We start from the raw sequence: 17,508 nt of genomic DNA, 5'->3' as shown, positions 1-17,508 counted from the left end.
CCGATGCCCTGATGATCGATACCACCGTATACGCGCTGGACGTCGGCATCAGCGCCCGCGGTGCGTGAGGAGTGTGATCAGCCTTACCACGAGCGCAGCTCGTGGATGAATTCCTGATAGGACCGGTTTTGCCCGTCCGGTTCCATCAGGGTGCCGTTCTCGAATGCCTTCTCCATTACGAGGGGTGCGTGAGACTCTTCGTACGAAGGCTTCCAAGGGTGTTCTCTGAGTCTTTCCTTGGGCTTGTCGACCTTCGCGAGATCACACCCACGGTACTTGTCCTTGAGAGTCCAGCTGGCGTTGAAAATGGTGAAAGCCTTAGGGAATTGCATGAGCCATGCCTCGGTTTCGAAGGCAGCCAACGCGAGGGCGAAAGGGCAGGAGAAATTCTTTTTGAGCTCCGAGGTGAGGCGCTCCCGAACTTTCACGTATCGCGCCTCGTCCACGACGTCGAGGTCGACGTGCACGACGATTCCTGAGAGCTCAGCGCCGACGGCGGCAGCCTGCGCGAGGCGCCGGAGTTCGTCCATGCGTGGGCTCAGTTGCTTGTCGGCCTCGGTGAGGGCGAGTTTTCTCCTGATGTTCGAGATCTTCGTGCCCGGGTGCGTGGCCCGGATGAGATGCTGGAGGACCTGCCTGTCGTTGTCACCCTCGCCGGCGACCACTATGACCCGGCGCTTTCCCTTACCGGTCTTTGCCTTGGGTGTCACAGGCCGCCCCCCAGGGCGTTGGCGAACCACAGCTCACCGATGGGCATTCCTTCGGATGCTTCGATGCGCTCACGCACTTCGTCGGTCGTATAGGCCGGAATGATGGAGGATCCGTCCCGGTCACGCTCGCAGACGACGAACTCCTCCGGGGTGAGCTCATCGACGAACGCGGGGGAATGAGTGGTGACCAGGAACTGCGCCCTGCGGCTGGCCTCGCGCAGCCTTCCCGCCAGGAGTTCCAGGGCATGCGGATGGATGCCGTGGTCGATTTCTTCGATACAGGTCAGAAGAGGTGGGTTTGGGTCGTGGAAGACAGCCAGAAGGCAGAGGAGGCGCACGGTGCCGAAGGAAGCGTCCTTCAGGCGGGTCCGTCCGCGCAGGCCGGTCTCCTCCAGCTCGACCGAGATGTAGTCGGCTCTTTCCGGAACGTCCACCAAGTGGATGTCCTCGATGTTCGGGATCACCGTCCGGACATCCCTAAGCAGGTTCTCCCAGATGACTCTACGGCCGTCTTGTTCCTGATCCCGGATTTCGTAGAGAGTCTTGAGGAAGTCGGCCAGGTTGGCGGCGTTGTCGTCCAGGTGCCGCCCTTCGCCGCTGATGGGGGACGGCTGCCGGGCGGCGCGAACGTCCGGATCGAAGACCCGAATCTGCTGGAGATGCCGGGAGACCGCGGCGATGGCCTCGGCGGACGGGCTGCCGTCCGGAAGGGGCGAGGGATCCTGCAGTGCGGACACCATGCGCCCCAAGGAGGACACCGACGCCAGGGGTTCGGTGTTCCCTGCGTCCGTCACGGAGAGCTGATCGCGGGTCAGTTCGACGGACGTGGGTGCGTCGGCCGACGGATGCTGGAAGAGCCGTTCGCTCCGATACGTCGTGTATCGCTCCCGTGCCCCCTTCGGCAGCCGTGGGCGGTTGATGGTCAGCTCATATCGATCGGGGTCGCCCGGCGAGGCAAAGCCTGACCAGATCCCCGTGACGCCGATCGATATCCGCGACGCGGGTTTCGCGCCGCCGCGGAAGGCCAGTACATCGAACCCGCCCCGGGTGTCCACTGCCGGTTCGATTCCCTTACGGGCCACATCACCCAGGAACTTGAGGGCGTGCAGGACGTTCGACTTGCCCGCGGCGTTGGGACCGACCATGACCGTCAGCGGGCCCAGCGGCAGTTTCACGTCCGTCAGAGTGCGGAAGTTCCGGACCGTCAGTCCGAGAATCCGGTGGTTCAAGCGCGTGCCCAATCGTGGAGCAGCCGGGCGCAGCACGGCCGAGGTCGACAAGCGGTGCCACGGCAGACGCATGGTCATGTACGTGCAGACGTCGTGGGGTTCGGCTGCCGAGCTTCACGAACAGTACCTCGCTGGTCACAGAGCCACCAGGTTCTTGAGCGTTCCAGCCATGAAGGCTGAAAAGGCGTCATTACGTGCAGCGACGATGCAACGGATCCTGAAGCAGCGGGCAAGGAAGAACGAGGGCGAAGCGCGAGCGAAGAGGACGCGGGCCGATCCGAGGGGGAGCCGCCATGTCCAGACCGCTGTACGTTCCCGTCCTGCCGGCGAAGTCGCATGCTCGAAAGGCGTACCGGCAGCTGAGTCCGGCAGTACAGGCGGCCGTCGTGCCGTTGTGGAACCTGCCACCCCGTACAGGCCTGCACCCTGATGTACTCGCCACAGACGTACGGCAGGACATACGCGAGGTGAGCCGAGTCCAGCGTCACCATCCGGCCTGGGTCGATGCCCCGTTCGCCGATGAGGTGCAACTGTCGGTCCTGGCAGATGTATTGTCTGCGGACGCCGAAGTGAGTCCACTGCGCCCCGTGACCGGCCCCGAGCGTTCCGAGGGGCATCAAGCCGCGACGCTGGAGCACGCCCGGTCCACGGTGAGCGGGCTCGGCATACGCGTCGCGATGCCCGGCGAGTGGGACGACGCCGTCGCTCACCGGGTCCGTGATCTGGTCGCCCGAGTCGATCCGGCAGCCGAGGCAGACCTCCTGCTCGACCTGGGCGCCATGCGCGCCGACCGACCCGACGCGGCCAAGGAGTCGCTGCGCGCACTCGACACCCTGATGCCATTGATGCCATGGCGGACGGCCGCCGTCCTGGGTGGCGGCTTCCCCGACGTGACGGCCCGCCTCCTGGAACACGGAACGGCCGTGGAGCCCCGCTGGGACTGGCTCGTCTGGCGCGAGTTGACCAGCAGCACCCGCGACTTCGTCCGTCGGCTTGCGTACGGTGACTACGGAGTCGACTCCACCCGTGGCATCACTCGCGAACCATCCTCAGGCAACGGCGGCCCGCCCTGGGGCGCGCTGCGGTACACCACCGATGAGTCGTTCGTCCTCGCGAAGGTGCCGACACGAGGCCCCGACCGGGCCGCTACCATCCGGGCCGCGGCCCGGGAGATCCTCGCGCTACCGGACTTCCGTGGCGCGACGGCCGGCGCGGGCGAGACCTGGCTGCGCGACTGCGCGCGAGGCCAGGGCCCGCGAGGCACCGGAAACGCCGCGGTCTGGCTGCAGGCGGGCAACGTCCAGCACATGACGTACGTGGCCCGGAGCCTGCAGCCCTGACCAGGGCGCGGTCCGCCCTCAGGCGAAGAGCGGCTCCAGCGTCGACTCACCCGCCAGGATCCGCCATGCCGGCACCCGGACCGTCCGCGTCACCGGTCCGGACTTCGCCCCGGCCTCGCCGGACGGCAGCCCGGGCAGCAGGTCGCCGCACGCGTGCGTCAAGCGCAGATGGCGGGCCGGGTCCAGCTCGTGTTCGGGGCCGGTGTCGATGAGGACGGCGGTGTTGGCGCCGTCCACCGCGAACAGCAGGTCGACAGCGTGCCCGCCGACCACCGCGTCGCGCTCCAGATCGGTGACGCCACGGCGGCGGAGGTAGTCCTGGAGCCGGTCCGTGAGCTCCTCACGGAAGCCGCTCCGGGGCCTCGCGCCGAACGCCGTGCCAGGCCGGTCCGCTGAGGATCCCGCCCCCAGCAGTTCTGACCGCCCCGCGAGGAGTGAGGGAAGCCCCGCCTGTCCCTGCCAGAAGGCACGGCTGCCCACTGTGATCAGCTGCGACTTCGCCCGTGTGACGGCGACATTCAACAGGTTGACCTGACTCGCCACCCAGTGCGTCGTACGGGGAGGGGTGTTGCCGGGCTGAGGACCATGACGTCCCGCTGCCCGCCCTGGAAGGCGTGCACGGTACCGACCCGTACGCGGTCGTCGTCCGCCCACACTCGGGCCAGAGCCTCCTTCTGGGCACGGAACGGCGTCACCACGCCCACCGTCGCATCCTCGGGAAGCCGCGCGAGCAGTTCGTCCACCGTCTCCCGTACCCGTGCGGCCTTCGCCGGATTCCGCCAGGACCGGCCACGCGCGCCCAGAGCGGACGCGCCGTCTGGCACCTCGACCCAGCCGAGGGCGGGAGCCGGATCGCTCGACCCGACCGGATCGAGCGCCTGGACCTGCTTCCTGACATCGGTGAGGACCTGCAACTGTCCCGCGTAGCAGTAACCGTTGACGACATCGGCGATCGCGGGATGGCACCGGTAGTGCTCGTCGAGCAGCAGCGCCCCCTCGCCGTGCTGCGCCGCGGCGTGGTACAGGGAGTACACGTGGTAGGTGAGCCGGTGAGCCTCCAGCTGCGCCGCGCTCAGTCCCGCCCGCACGCGGGCCTGCCGCTCCTGTTGCGCCGTGATCCCGGGAATGTGTCCGAGTTGCATCGGGTCGCCGATGATCAGCGCCCGCTTCGCCCGGAACAGCAACGGCAGCACCGCCGGGATCGAGCACTGGCTGGCCTCGTCGATCACGACGAGGTCGAAGAGCTCCGGGGTGAGTTCGAGCCGGCGCACCGAGTGCCTGCTGATGGCCCACCCCTTCAGGTGCGCCATCAGATTGCGCTGGCTCTTCCAGAAGCCGGAGCGTCGGCGCAGGGCCTGGAGCCGCTGGGCCATCAGTGACCGCCCACGGGCCATCGCCTCGGCGGACACGGCCCGGGCCAGTTCGCCGGAGACTTCCGACAGGTCCGCGCGGCTCTCCAGACGTGCCTGCTTCAGCGCCTCCTCATCCAGGGCGAGATGTCCCGGTACGAGGCTCCTGAGTGTGCCTTCCACCGCCGCGACCTCCGCGAGGCCGAGCAGCAGCTCGGGCGGTGCGGGGCGTTCCGTGGCCCAGGTCGGCCACGAGCCCTCACCGCTCTGTCCGACCGAGGCGACGAACGCGGACAGCGCCCGCCCTCTGCGCCATCGACCGAAGGAGTACCAGCGGGCGACTGCGGTCCTCCGCGCTCGTTCCTCCCAGTCGGCGAGCGCTGCGGTACCGCTCCCGGACCACGCCAGCTCCAGCAGGTCCAGCGGCAGCTGGAGCTCGTCCGCGCGGCGCGCACGCTCCCGCAGCAGCTCCAGCAGCCGCGCCTCCTCACCGATCAGCCGCGCCGCCTCGGCCTCGTGCGCGGCGGCTCGGGCATGCCGGTTCCTGAGGTCGCCCGCCACCGTCGCCGCACCCCGCGCCGGTCCCTCGACCGGCTGGGCGAGCAGCCGCTCCAGCTTCGCGGCCTCGGCCTCCAGGACCTCGGAGTTACCCGTCCGCATCAGCAGCCCGGGGGAGATCGCGTCGCAGCGCTCGGCCACCACGTTCACGGCCTCGTTGTTCGTGGACGCGACGAGCACGGACTGTCCGGCGGCCACCGCGGTGGCCACCATCGCCGCCACCACTTCGCTCTTCCCGGTCCCCGGCGGCCCGGTGGACACCGTGAGCGGCCGGGTCATCGCCGATGTGATCACCTGCGCCTGGCTCTCGTTGCAGGGCCCGGGGGAGACCACGACCGGCGCGTTGCGCCCACCCGGTTCGCTGTCGTCACCACCGGTGAGAAGCGAGTCCAAGGCGGTGCCGGGGATCTGGGCGGCGCGCGTCGACATCTGGAGCAGATTCTCGACGAGGCCTTCGGTCGCGGTTCGCTCCAGCCCCGAGGGCGCGAGGAGGACGGCGGCGTTGTGAGCACCCGGACGCAGCGAGTCCATGACGGAACGCTCGCTGAGCGCGGACAGATCGAGCGGCTCCAGCTCCGGGAGTTCGAGCCGCGTCAGGAGTTCCCGCACCGCCTTCACCATCTGGGTGGCGTTGCCCTCCTGCCAGGTCGGCTGCCAGCGGCCGAGCAACTCGGCTGCCTCCTCGTCCTCCAGCAGTTCCGTGAGCACGCCGCTGTGCAGAGAGGGCACTCCGCTCGGTCGCAGCTGGTCCCGTCCGTTCTCGTCGGGTGCCAGCTCCATCGGCTGGATCAGCAGCGGCGCGATGCGCACCGCGGCCCGGCGACCGCCGTTCCCGCCGCGCTCGGGCAGCGTGACGGCCGGGTATCCGTACCAGTACTCCTGCAGCCCGGCCTCGTCGACCTTCGCGCCGGTGCTCTTCGCCTTGGGCAGACCACCGGGTGCGGGAAGACCGGACCCCAGTCCGGACTGGATCGTCTCCGGCCCCTGCCCCAGGAGGAAGTACGCGGAGCCCCGGTCGCTGTCCCGGTCGGGCAGCATCCCCGACTCGGCCTGCGCCCCCAGGCAGTGCACGTAGTAGCGCAGGAGGCGCTGCCAGTCGACGCCGTCCCGCGTCCTGCGCGACAAGGCTGCGGGCCTTCGACAGGGCCGACGAGGCCGGGAGACTGTTGCCGGTGTCCCGGGGCGGCTTGGAGAGGTGAACCGATCGGGCCACCGAGCGCGCGAGGGGGAGGGTGTGTGTCGCGCGGATGGTGGACTTGGTGGGCCGCTGTTCCTGGGGCACGCCCTTCCGGACCATCTGCGAGGTCAGGTACTCGAAGAGGTCGTCCGGCGTGATCCAGCCGCTGTCCTTGATCCGCCCGCTGCGCAGTCCCTCGACGATCTCACCGGTGAACCGGGAGGTACCGAGCGAGGATCCGGCCGGTGCCATGGCCGAGGCGGCCTGGAGGGCGTCCGAGGCGGTGATGAAGTACACGCCGGTCGGCCGGTGGAGAGTACTGGGCGTAGGCCGTTCGCCAGCATCGGACGCCCCCTTGGCCGTCCAGCCCTGGACGACAGAGCCGCTGGAGCAGCAGTCGAGCAGCACGACCTTCGAGGAGGCCCGGCAGGACTGGAGCATCCGCTCCAGGAACTCGGCGGGTACGGCGGTGCCCGGCAGGTCGTCCGGGTCGGCGTCCCGCGTAAGGAAGTACAGTTGCCCGTCGGCGTCGCAGAACTGCCCGTGCCCGCTGAAATAGAGCAGCGCCGTCTCGCTGGCCTGACGCTCCTCCAGGAACTCCTCGATCGCGTGCAGCATCTCGGCGCGGGTCGGCTCGGCGACCATCGCGCACTCGTTGTACATGCCGATCTCGGTGCTCTCCAGCACTGCCTGCATGTAGTGCAGGTCCGCCCGGACCGGCGGCAGATCGTGGTAGCGCTCGCTGTCGTACGTGGATACGCCGATGAGCATGGCGTACCGGTCGATGTCACTCACGCCGCGCCCGGCCCGTGCTGGTCGCCGTCGCCGTCGGCTGTGCCCGCGTTGCCGCTGAGGAACCGCTCGATCTGCGCGTCGTCCGCGCGGGCCTGCTTGCCGGTGATGGTGAGCGACGCGCCGTCGGGCCGCGTGACGACGATGGTCCGCTGCGGCACGCGGGCCAGCCAGACCTGAATCCCGGCGGCGAGGAAGGAGCCGCCGCTGAACACCAGCCCGATGAGGTCGGTGACGGGACCGCCCTTGTCGGTCTCGTCGGCGGCGGCAGGGCTGCCCGGAGTATCGAGCGCGGCCTGCGGATCGGCGTCGGCGAGGACGGCGAGCAGATCGCGCGCCTCGCGCCGGGCACGCAGCGGGTCCTCGTCGACGATGGAGATGCGGTAGCCGCCGGCCGGGTCGGTGTGGGTGGTGCTCACGTTCGCTGTCCCCCTTGGGTCCCCCGTGCGATGCGCACACGGATGGACGACGCTAGCGGCAGGCACGGACAGACCGGCGGCTGGTTTCCGAAAATCTGCTGGTCATTGGCGTGAAACGCACAGCTCCGCCCAGACGGTCTTCCCGGGAGCGCCGACGTGCGGCGCGACCGCCCATCGGCTCGCCAGCCGTGCCACGACGAACAGCCCGCGCCCCGACTCGGCATCACCGGGCGGCTCGTGGGACGAGAGCAGCGGTACGCGTTCTGTACGGGTGTCGGTGACCTCGATACGCAGGGTGTCGGCCGAGCCGGTGAGCCGGAGGTGGAAGTCCCGGCCGGATACGTGACCGTGGCGCACGGCGTTGCCCGCGAGCTCGGCGGCGATCAGCGTCAGGGTCTCGTTGGTGATGGAGGCGTAAGGGTGGCCCCAGGTGTCGAGCCGGTGGGAGGCCAGGCGACGGGCGAGGCGGGCGCCGCGCGGCGAGGACGTGAAGCGCATCGAGAACTCAAGGGCCGCTGGTGCGGGGGAAGTTTCGTTGTTCATGGGGCACAGGCTTTCGCGGGCCGCCTACGCTCAGTAACACACGGCGCGCTTACGGGCGGTAGCGGTAGGTGACGTGTCGTTGCGTGTAAGCGGCGCGGAGCGTGACCCTCGACGCGGAGCGGCGTTGGCCGGTGGAGGTGATGCCGGGCATGAACGAACCCACCCAGCGACTGGACGACGACCCGGGCGCCCCTGCGCGGGACCCTGACCCGGGCTCAGGCATGCTGCGCGTCTTCGACCGGCAGCTGAAACGGTTCCGGGTACGAGCGGGGCTGGAACGGTCGGAGTTCGGGGCGAGGCTGGGGTACTCCGTCTCGACGATCGCGGCGTACGAGCAGGGAAGGCGGGTACCGCCGCCTCGCTTCATCGACCAGGCGGACGAACTGCTGGACGCGGGCGAGGTCCTGAAGGAGATGAAGGAGGAGGTGGCGCGGGCGCAGTATCCGGCGTTCTTCCGGGACGCGGCCAAGTTGGAGGCGGAGGCGGTTGAACTCCATGCCTACGACACTCATCTGGTGAAGGGCCTGATGCAAACGGAGGACTACGCTCGCGCCGTGTTTAAGATGTGGCGGCCTCTGTTGGACGAGGAGGTCATCGAACAGCGGATCGCAGCCCGATTGGCCCGTCAGGCGATCTTTACCAGGCGCCCGCAACCCCACATGAGCTTCGTGATTGAGGAGGCTGCACTCCACAAGCGCCTTGGAGGACGGGATTTTTGGCAAGGCCAGTTCGAACAGATCCTGCTGATCAGCCAGGAGCGCAATGTCGATGTACAGGTGATGCCGCTCGATCGTGAGGAACACGCTGGACTGGCCGGTCCGTTCACCTTGATGGAGCTGAGGGATGGACGGAGGATTGCTTACACGGAGGTTCAGAGCGACAGCCGTCTGCACACCGAACGGGGTCGGGTCCGCGAGCTGGAGGCTACGTATGGCAGCCTGCGTGCTCAGGCTCTCTCGCCGCGGGAGTCGCAGGCCCTGATCGAGAAGTTGCTGGGAGATCGATGGACGTGAAGAAGCCCAGGCATGAGGACGATGCGCTTGCCTGGTTCAAGAGCAGCTACAGTGCTGGGGACGGCGGGGACTGCGTTGAGATGGCTGAATGCCCAGGCAGCATCCACGTCCGCGACTCCAAGGACACGAGCCGCCCTGGGCTCGTGGTCGACGCATCTGCCTGGACCGCCTTCGTCGGTTTCGCGAGCCGGTAGAACCGCAATGTGGCTGCCCCGGACCTCGGAGGGTCCGGGGCAGCCACGTGTCACGCCGCGTTCTCCCCAGCCGCCTTGCGCTGAGGGGGCGTCCACCGGCCGGCGGCGATCTCTGCATCCAGGCGCGTTTGGAAGTGTGCGTGCGCTGCCCGCATCTCGGCTTCACGGTCAGCCTTGTAGAAGGGCGCGGTGTAGCCAGCAGGGGGCGGCGTTACCTGTGGCTCATCCAGGTGGGCCAGCAAGTCGAGGTAGTCCTGCTTGGTCTGGCCGTAGCCGTAGGTGTTGTGGCTTCCGGCGATCTTGCGACCGTTGATGTCGAAGTAGGTGACAGCCTCGTAGTCATGGAGTACGGGGTAGCGCGAGGTGTAGATCGCAACGAGTTGATCGGCTGTGATACCAAGCCATACTGCAACGAGGGCGTCCAACTCGACCAGTGCAGCTCGGCGTTCGAACTCGGTGCGCAGCGGCGTGTCGTATGTCCAGGCTGATGTGAGGTTCTCAGCAAGGGGTTTGAGATTGGGCCAGTGCGGGTTGGCCCATTCCTCGGAATTCTCCCAGCGGCGACAAAAAAGCTCCTCCCAGAGCGGTGCGTAATGGGACGTGAGGGCGTTGAGTCGAAGGGTACGCAAGAGCAGTGCAGGGGACAGAGGGTGGCTCTCATTCGGAGCGGGAAGTTGCCTTACGCCCGACGGTGTGAGGTCTCCTCGACCTGTGATCCGGAGCAGATAATCCAACGGGAGTGCAGCCCAGAAGCCAGAGTTCAACACCGTCAGATGGTTGGTCTCAAAGGCGGCTGACTGGACGGTATGTACGTGTGCAGGGCCGGGTGGGATTAGAGCGGAGAAGAAGCTGCGCTCAGTGTTGAAGGCGATCATCCTGCGCCATGCCAGTCGAAAGTATTCTGTGTACTTGCGCCCGTTCCAAGTATCGCTGGATCCACCCTCGTCCGTTTCGGCGGATGGGATGTAGTTGGTGCGAGGTTGCGATCTTGATGGGAGGGTTACGGGGTTGGAGGGAATCCAATCGTTATTGCTCTTGCAGGGGATTTTCGGCTGCTTGCTGAATGGGTGGGCGAGTCCGATGTGGGGCCCTTGGATGATTACTTCGGAGAGTGATCTTGTTTCAGTCGTCTCCCAGTGGAACAGCCCCTTCTTCCTGTCGCGATTCTCATCGAACCCACGCGCAGTAAAAGGTGTGTACTTGGAGACCCTCTGCGTGACATTTGACAGTGTAGAAACGGCCTCCTGTTCCTGGTCTGTTACCGGGTAAAAGAGAAGAGCTTGGAGATCTGGGAGGTCGTCTGAGCCGGACACGCGGTTCCACTCGCTGAGTCGGTTCTTGTTCACGTGGATCAGGCGAGCTCGGTGGGGGCGGATGTCCCACTCTCTGTTGTGCTTGATTCCTGGAATGGGGCCAGTTCCGTCATGCGCCAGGGATTCGGTCAGCACCTCGGGCGAGAAGAGCCAGCTGATGTGCGTGAAGTCAACTCGGCCTTCTGGTCCATAAATGTGGAGTCCGAAGGCGGTAGTGTCACGGATTTCCGAAAATACGTGGAGGGCGTTCATGAAGTGTGCGTGGATCCTCAGGCGCCGATATGTGGAGCTTCGCAGGTCGCCTTCCTTGGATCCACCGAAGTGTGTATCGGGGTGAATCATGCCCGATGTTCCACGAGGGCTAGAATTGAGCCATACTTTAATCATGAAGGCTCGGTAAAGGTCCGGCTGTGTAGACGCGAGAAGGGGGTAAGTTGACGAGTTCCCTAGAAACTCGATCATGCCAATGTTCGATGAGAACTCGTCCAGGTAATATTCGCGCTGCTTGGGTGTGGTGAGTGAGTCCTCTTTTCTGGTTGCCAGTTCGGTTACTGTCGGCCTTTCCGACAGCATGAACCAAGGATCCAACTCCGCCAGAATCGAGTTCTCCCACCATCGCGGCCGAACCCACGGCGGATTCCCCACCTGCAGATCAAACCCACCCCGCCTCCCAAACACCTGGGCGAACTCCAACTCCCAGTGGAAGAACCCCTGCTGCCCCGCCATATCGCTCGCGACGCCCACCCATGGGAACCGGCTCTCCAACCAGTAGGACCGGTCCATGCCCATCCAGTCCGGCAGCTCGTCCTCGTACTGCTCCAGCGCGCCGAGCGAGTCGAAAGACGAAACCAGCGACTCCGCCGGCACGTCGTGCGTGCCGAGCAGCGCCTCGGCGAAGTCCAGCCAGTCGTCCAGCTCCGCCAGCGGGATGACCTCGCGGCGCTGGCCCGCGAAGGCCTGCTCGCCCTGCCGCTTACCCGTCCGCCGCTTGTCGATGTCGCCGCGCTTGACCTCCTTCACGGTGACGTTGCCGAGGAGGTCGACCTCCTCGTACGTGCGGATGACGTCCGACGCCGCCGCCCCCACTCCAGCCCCGTCCTGCGCGAGCGCGGCCTCCGCCCGCTCGTACCGCCCGTCCGAACCGTCCAGCAGTCCGACCTCCTGCACCGGCCAGAACCACAGCGCGCACCACGCGTCCATGAGCTTCTTCAGCCGCCAGTACGGGGTGTCCACCGCCGTCAGGTCGGCCAGCACCTTCTCCCGAGGCACTGCTTCCTTCGGAGAGCGCAGCCAACCCGCCTCCGCCTCCCACACGTCAACCCGCCGCGAGATCTCCCGCTCGGAGATCGTCAGCCGCTGCACCACCAGGTCCCACAAGTACTCGGCTCGCCGAGCAAGGCCCTGCAACCGCGCCGTCTGCTTCGCCGTCGGGGACTTGGCGACCGCCTTTCGCCACGCACCCAGCGCCTTCGCCGCCTCCGGCGCGAGCGCCTTCGCCTCCTTCTCGGAGGCGACCGCACCCCACTCCTTTGCCGGAAGGAGGAAGTGGTGCACCGCGCCCTCCGGCAGCGGCACACCCGCCTGCGCGTCCGCCAGCGGGTACCGCTCCGGCGTTGTCCCCAGCCAGCCGCCCTTCTTCAGGCGCTCGGGGCCGTACACCTCACGCCGGCCGCCGATCAGCGAGTTGCCGCGTCGTAGGTGGAGGCCGAACCAGGGGGCTTCCATGCCGGGATGCATGGTGTTGAGCCACAACGACACCTCGGCCAGCTCCACGGCCGTCTCGTTGAGGTCCACGCCGTACGAGTTGTGCAGGGCGATGTACGCCTTGACCTTCTGGAGCTCGAAGGCGTACTGCTCGGTGTCGATGGAGCGGCCGAGCTCCTTCTGGCGTCGGCGCAGGTACTCGGCGGCAACCTGGTTGATCGCCTCGTTGAGGAACGCGCCCGAGCCGAGGGCGGGCTCGCAGATCTTCCAGTCGAGGAGCTCGCGTGCCTCGGTCACCGTGTCGTCCTGGTCCAGGCGGTGCTGGAGGGCTAGCTGCACCGTGACCTTGGTCAGCGATTCGGGGGTGTAGTACGAGGCCGAGGTCTGGCGGTCGCGGCCGGAGAGCCGGTAGACGAACGAGCCGGGGGCGTACCGGACCCGCAGTTCCTCGCCCGTGTCCCGGTCCGGACGCCGGACGAAGACCGCGTCCGGGTACTCGTCGGCTTTCGACTTGGGCACGAGCCAGGAGCCGTCCTTCGGGTCGCCGCCCTTGGCGACCTCGTACAGCTCCTCGCCCGCGATGAAGCCGGAGTAGGACATCAGGCCCTCGTACACGGCGCCAAGCTGGTTGATGCCCAGCTGGGCGTACGAGATGAAGCCGCCCCGCTCGCCCTTCTTGCCCTTGGTGAGCATGAGCTTGTGCAGGACCTCGTACAGGGTGGCGTTGCGGAGCCGGGTGTCGAGGTAGCGGACCGACTCGCCCCGGGCGAGGGCCTCGTCGGCGTCGTGGCGCGGGTCGGTGACGGTGTCCGCGCCGATGAGCCGGATCGAGTCCCGCTCGAAGAGCGTGGAGTGCAGGGGCTCGAAGCGCAGCCCGAGGTCCTCGCTGGTCTTCGACCCGACGGCGTCGGCGGTCTCCGCCGGGTCGGTCGCCTCCCCGTGCGTACGTCGCGGCCGGTAGCCGTCCTGGACCTTGCGGAACAGCAGGTCCAGGGACTCGTACAGGTAGAAGCCCCGGCGGGACTTCTCGTCGACGAGGTCTCGTTCGGCCACGAGCTCACCGAGCCGCCCGAGGCCGTAGCCCAGCTGGTACTCAGGGTAGTCGGACGGCAGAATGCCGAGCTCGGGGCGGGCCTCGGCGTACAGCAGGAACAGGATGCGGTACAGGTAACGCAGCGACTCGCGCGTCAACTGGCGCCCGAGATCGGGAAGTTCGCCGATGTCCTGCGCGCTGACACCCTGTTCGCGCAGGCGCTCCAGGACCTCGTTCGCGATCAGTTCGACGCTCAGCCGCAGCCCGTCGCGCAGCTCGCCTGAGACGCCCACCGCGTGCTTGGTGGACTTGCCGACGAGTTCGGCGAGGGGGTTCTCGCCGCCCTCTTCGGGGGTGCGGAGCGAGTCGGCGCCGAACAGCGCGGCGATGGTGTCGAGTTCGCCGCCCGCCCTGGTGTCGTTGCGCTGGAGCGCAGTGTCGAGGGAGACCGCGAGGTAGCGGCCCTCACCCCAGGCCATGCGGTCGGCGAGGACGACGACGCCGCCGACGAGCAGCAGGACATAACGCGGGGCGTCGTCGCAGGCGAACAGGAAGGAGGCCAGCTTGGAGCCGGTTGACAGGCTGCTCGAACCGACGAGGGAGACGGGGCCGAGCAGACGGCCGGGGCCGTCGGGGTCCAGGGCCGCGTCCGGTTCGGCGGCCCAGCCGCAGTCGACCGCGACGAGGCCCTTCTCGGCGTGGGCGACCGTGACCTCGTAGCTCTGGCCGGCCCGCTCCACGGTGCGCGTGCCCGCCTTCGCGTCGTAGCCCAGTGCACGCAAGACGTCGGTGTTGAGAGCCTGCACCCGCTCCCGCCAGGCGGGGGCGTCGTACGTCACCGAGTCGTCCTCGGTGTCGGGCGTGGAGGGGGTGCCCTCGGCGTCCTCCGGGAGGGCGAAGAACGACCGGGCTCGGAAGTAGTCGCGGCGCAGTGCCCGAAGCCCGGCCCGCGGGGTGACGGGCAGGGCCGTATCGGCGTCCTCGTGCGTGGTGTTGTCGGTGGAGGCGGTCTCGCCCGCCTCGCCCGCACCGGCCGGCGGCCTGGCGGCCTCCTCCCGCTCCTTCCACGTCTGGAGCAGGCCCGTCTTCAGGTCCTTGTGCAGCACCTCGGCGAGGTAGTGGGCCGAGAAGTAGTCGCCGCGGTTGACCAGGGAGTCGTACGTCATGACAGGGCTCTTCTCACGGGGCGGCGGGCGCGGCGGACAGGGATGCGGACGCGGCCGGTGGTGCGTCGGGGTCGGGCAGCAGGACCGCGAGCACCCGCAGCATTGGGCTCTGCCCGGTGGTCAGCAGGTCGTCGGCGAGGTCGGTGAGCCGCTGCTTGGTGCGCTCGCCCGCGAGAGTGGGCTGCTCCCAGTCGCCGAGCCGCAGCTTGTGGCGCTCGATCGACTCGCGCAGCGGCCGGTCCCAGGCATCGCGGTGCTGCTCCATGAAGGCCTCGGCGGCCTCCAGTACGTCCGGGATGGCGTCGACCAGAGAGGCGGGGTCCCGGTAGCGGAGCTTGTTCGCCATCGTCGGGCCGACTCCGGAGCGGCGTAGCAGGGACACCATGTCGTCGTCCACGGCCCCACTCCTCGTCACGCCCATCCACTTGACGACCGTCGGCCTGCCGAGTGTGTTCGAGTACACGCCCTGGACGAGATAGGTGGGCTCCGCCACGCCCGCCGTGATCATCGGCGCCATCTGGCGCCCGAGCCGGACGAGGACCTTGTCCGTCAGCCATTCGACGACGGGGTGGAGGTCGGTCAACAGCGAGATCTCCGGCCAGCTGGAGGTGGAACCCGCCTCGCGGGCCCGCTGGAGCGAATGCTGGGCGAGCCGCCGGTTGAAGGTGACCAACAGTCGCTCGCGCAGCCGCTGCTCCCGCAGGTAGTCAACGGGAAGGGCCTTGAGGCGGTGGAGGAGATCGGCCGGCGGGCGGAAGGACAGCAGGCCCGACTGCTCGTCACGGTCGAGGTCCAGCCGGTCGCGGGCGTCCGGGTACACCTCGCGCAGTGCCTCGTCCAGGAAGTGGGCGGTCGAGTCGAAGAGGCGGGGGAGTACGGAGCCCGTACCCGTGCTCGTACGCGTGTCGCTTCCGAGCGCCTCGGGGGAGTACACCGCGGTGTCACCGGCCTCTGCCTCCGGCTCCTCGCCGACCGAGCCGAAGAAGTCAGCCAGGAAGTCGTCCATCGCAGCCGTGCCGGCCTCCTCGCCGGACCGGCGCCCGTCGAGGGACTCGTCCACGGTCCTGCCGCGCAGAAGATCCTGGATCAGGGACTTCTCCTCGGCCTCCGCGCGGTAGAGGCCTGTGACGGCCTCGGCGGTGCCGAGCGAACGGTGAGCCTGGTCCTCCCGCTCCAGGAGGCGTTCGGAGACCAAAGTGTCGTCCTTCGCGCCCTCAGTCTCGCTGGTGAGGATCAGCGCGCGGAACTGCGGCGGGTGGGCCTGCCCGTAGCGGTCGATACGGCCGTTGCGCTGCTCGATGCGGATCAGCGACCACGGCACGTCGTAATGGACCAGCTGGTGGCACTGGCGGTGCAGGTTGACGCCCTCGGATGCGACGTCGCCCGTCAGCAGGATCCGTACCGGGGCGCCAGCGAGTCCGAACTCCTCCACGACCTGCATCTGCTGTTCGTCGGAGAGACCGCCGTGCATGACACGGAGCGATTCCTTCGCCGCGCGGCCCCGGAACCCGAGGGCAGCGGGCAGGACGGTCGCGAGCCACTCCAAGGTCTGGACGCGCTCGGAAAAGACGACGACGCGGGTGTCGGAGGCCGGGCCGACCCCGATGCTCTTCAGCTGCTCCACGAGCGCGCCGAACTTGGCCGAGTCCGCCTCGGTCAGCTCCGCGGTCAGTTCCGTCAGACGGCGCAGGGCGGAGAGCTCTGCTGCCGTGCCCTGCGGGTCGTCCTTCTTCTTCAGGGTCTTCACGCGGGCGGACGCCGTGGCCTTGAGCGCCGCGTGGGAGGAGAGGAAGGACTTCAGGAGGGTGTACGGGAAGAGCGGGACCGAGCTCACGGACGGGCGGGCGTCGTGGGGCAGCCAGACGGCGGCCAGCTCCTCGAAGATCTTCTCCTCGGCGGGCGTGGCCGGGCAATGCACCGCCTCCGACGGACCGCGGTCCGCCCACTGCCCCTTCATCTGTTCGCGGACCTCAGTGCTGATCTTCGTACGACGGATGAAGAGATGCTCGATGTCCTCGGCGAGGTAGTTCTCCGGGTCGCGGATCGCCGCCGGGTCCAGCAAACCGATCAGCTCGGCGAACGACTTCGCGTCGCCGTTGTGCGGAGTGGCGGAGGCGAGAATCAGGGCGTCGGTGCGCGGTGCCAGGGTCTGGGCGAGCTGGTTGCGCAGGGAGCCGCGGTTGATCAGGTTGTGCGACTCGTCGATGACGACCGCGTCCCAGCGGATCTGCTCCAGGTGGTGGCGGTACTGGTCGGTGTTCTTGAGCGTGTCGATGGAGACGATCACGCGCTTGAAGAACGTGAACGGGTTCCGGCCCGCAGGGATCTCCCGCTGGATCCGCTCGATGCCCACGGAGTCCAGACGGACCAGCGGGATGGCGAAGCGTGTCCACAGTTCGTGCTGGAACTGCTCAAGCACGTGCTGGGGCGTGACGACGAGGATGCGCTCCCCCCGGCCGCGACGGATCAGCTCGGCGAGCGTCAGACCGATCTCCAGCGTCTTGCCCAGGCCCACCACGTCCGCGATCAACAGCCGCGGACGCAGATTGGCGCCGGAGAGAGCGAGCTCGGCGGGCCGTCGCTGATAGGGGAGCGAGTCCAGGAGGAACGAGTCCGCGAGCGCGAGCCGCCGCTCCGACTGCGGCAGGGCCGTGCGACGCAGCACAGCCTCAAGGAACAACCGGGAGCGGCGATAGTTCGGGGAGTCGTCCGGGATCAGCCGGGTGTCCCGCGGGTCGATCAGCTCGATGGTGTCGAGGCGTGTGAAGAACACGGCCTCCTGGTCCCGGACGAAGTCGGACACCCCGACCACCTCCACCCGGGCACCGTCATCCCTGGTGGGCACCGCGTTCCTGACCAGCCACACTTCGTCGCGCACGAGCACCTGCGCACCTGCCGGGAACTGCTCCTGCCCTGCCGCATCCGATGCGTCGCCGCTCTGCTCGGGGCTGGTCTGGACGGCGGTCAC

Annotated in this window: 11 protein-coding genes and 1 pseudogene; 3 read left to right on the top strand and 9 right to left on the bottom strand. The window is 67.9% G+C overall.

Going from position 1 to position 17,508, the window contains the following annotated elements; all coding sequences use genetic code 11:
* Nucleotides 1-83: 83 nt before the first annotated feature.
* Nucleotides 84-710 carry a hypothetical protein gene (locus ACFVS9_RS14345; protein WP_389932116.1) on the bottom strand — a complete coding sequence of 209 codons (627 nt, stop codon included), beginning with the start codon at nt 708-710 and terminating at the stop codon, nt 84-86.
* On the bottom strand, nt 707-1,975 hold the full coding sequence (locus tag ACFVS9_RS14340; RefSeq protein ID WP_389932373.1) for an AAA family ATPase: 1,269 nt from the start codon (nt 1,973-1,975) through the stop codon (nt 707-709). The genes ACFVS9_RS14345 and ACFVS9_RS14340 overlap by 4 nt, the downstream gene beginning before the upstream one ends.
* Before the next feature lie 257 nt (nt 1,976-2,232).
* Here ACFVS9_RS14340 and ACFVS9_RS14335 point away from each other — a divergent pair, with 257 nt between their 5' ends.
* A complete protein-coding gene (locus tag ACFVS9_RS14335) occupies nt 2,233-3,279 on the top strand; it encodes a beta family protein (RefSeq protein ID WP_389932114.1) in 1,047 nt (348 codons plus the stop codon).
* Nucleotides 3,280-3,297: 18 nt separating this feature from the next.
* Here the strand turns inward: ACFVS9_RS14335 and ACFVS9_RS14330 are convergent, their stop codons facing one another.
* The 5 genes and pseudogenes from ACFVS9_RS14330 to ACFVS9_RS14310 form a co-directional block, all read right to left on the bottom strand.
* On the bottom strand, nt 3,298-3,822 hold the full coding sequence (locus ACFVS9_RS14330) for a hypothetical protein (RefSeq protein ID WP_389932112.1): 525 nt from the start codon (nt 3,820-3,822) through the stop codon (nt 3,298-3,300).
* Nucleotides 3,798-6,311 carry a DEAD/DEAH box helicase gene (locus ACFVS9_RS14325; protein WP_389932110.1) on the bottom strand — a complete coding sequence of 838 codons (2,514 nt, stop codon included), beginning with the start codon at nt 6,309-6,311 and terminating at the stop codon, nt 3,798-3,800. The genes ACFVS9_RS14330 and ACFVS9_RS14325 overlap by 25 nt, the downstream gene beginning before the upstream one ends.
* Before the next feature lie 190 nt (nt 6,312-6,501).
* Nucleotides 6,502-7,134: pseudogene (locus tag ACFVS9_RS14320) on the bottom strand (caspase domain-containing protein); the annotation flags it as partial.
* Nucleotides 7,135-7,154: 20 nt separating this feature from the next.
* Nucleotides 7,155-7,574, bottom strand: a complete 420-nt coding sequence (locus ACFVS9_RS14315; protein ID WP_389932108.1) for a hypothetical protein — start codon at nt 7,572-7,574, stop codon at nt 7,155-7,157.
* A 102-nt stretch (nt 7,575-7,676) separates the two neighbouring features.
* Complete coding sequence (locus tag ACFVS9_RS14310; protein WP_389932106.1) at nt 7,677-8,117, bottom strand: ATP-binding protein; 441 nt, start codon at nt 8,115-8,117, stop codon at nt 7,677-7,679.
* Between the two features lie 149 nt (nt 8,118-8,266).
* Here ACFVS9_RS14310 and ACFVS9_RS14305 point away from each other — a divergent pair, with 149 nt between their 5' ends.
* Both ACFVS9_RS14305 and ACFVS9_RS14300 read left to right on the top strand, forming a co-directional pair.
* Nucleotides 8,267-9,130, top strand: coding sequence for a helix-turn-helix domain-containing protein (locus tag ACFVS9_RS14305; RefSeq protein ID WP_389932371.1), 864 nt, complete (start codon nt 8,267-8,269; stop codon nt 9,128-9,130).
* Nucleotides 9,121-9,324, top strand: coding sequence for a DUF397 domain-containing protein (locus tag ACFVS9_RS14300; protein WP_389932104.1), 204 nt, complete (start codon nt 9,121-9,123; stop codon nt 9,322-9,324). The genes ACFVS9_RS14305 and ACFVS9_RS14300 overlap by 10 nt, the downstream gene beginning before the upstream one ends.
* 50 nt (nt 9,325-9,374) lie before the next feature.
* Here the strand turns inward: ACFVS9_RS14300 and ACFVS9_RS14295 are convergent, their stop codons facing one another.
* Nucleotides 9,375-14,540, bottom strand: coding sequence for a class I SAM-dependent DNA methyltransferase (locus tag ACFVS9_RS14295; protein ID WP_389932102.1), 5,166 nt, complete (start codon nt 14,538-14,540; stop codon nt 9,375-9,377).
* A gap of 13 nt (nt 14,541-14,553) precedes the next feature.
* Nucleotides 14,554-17,508, bottom strand: a complete 2,955-nt coding sequence (locus tag ACFVS9_RS14290) for a helicase-related protein (protein ID WP_389932100.1) — start codon at nt 17,506-17,508, stop codon at nt 14,554-14,556.

Origin of the sequence: Streptomyces sp. NPDC058008 (assembly GCF_042886395.1) — a bacterium.
GTDB lineage: Bacteria > Actinomycetota > Actinomycetes > Streptomycetales > Streptomycetaceae > Streptomyces.
This window is presented reverse-complemented; position numbering and strand designations above follow the sequence as displayed.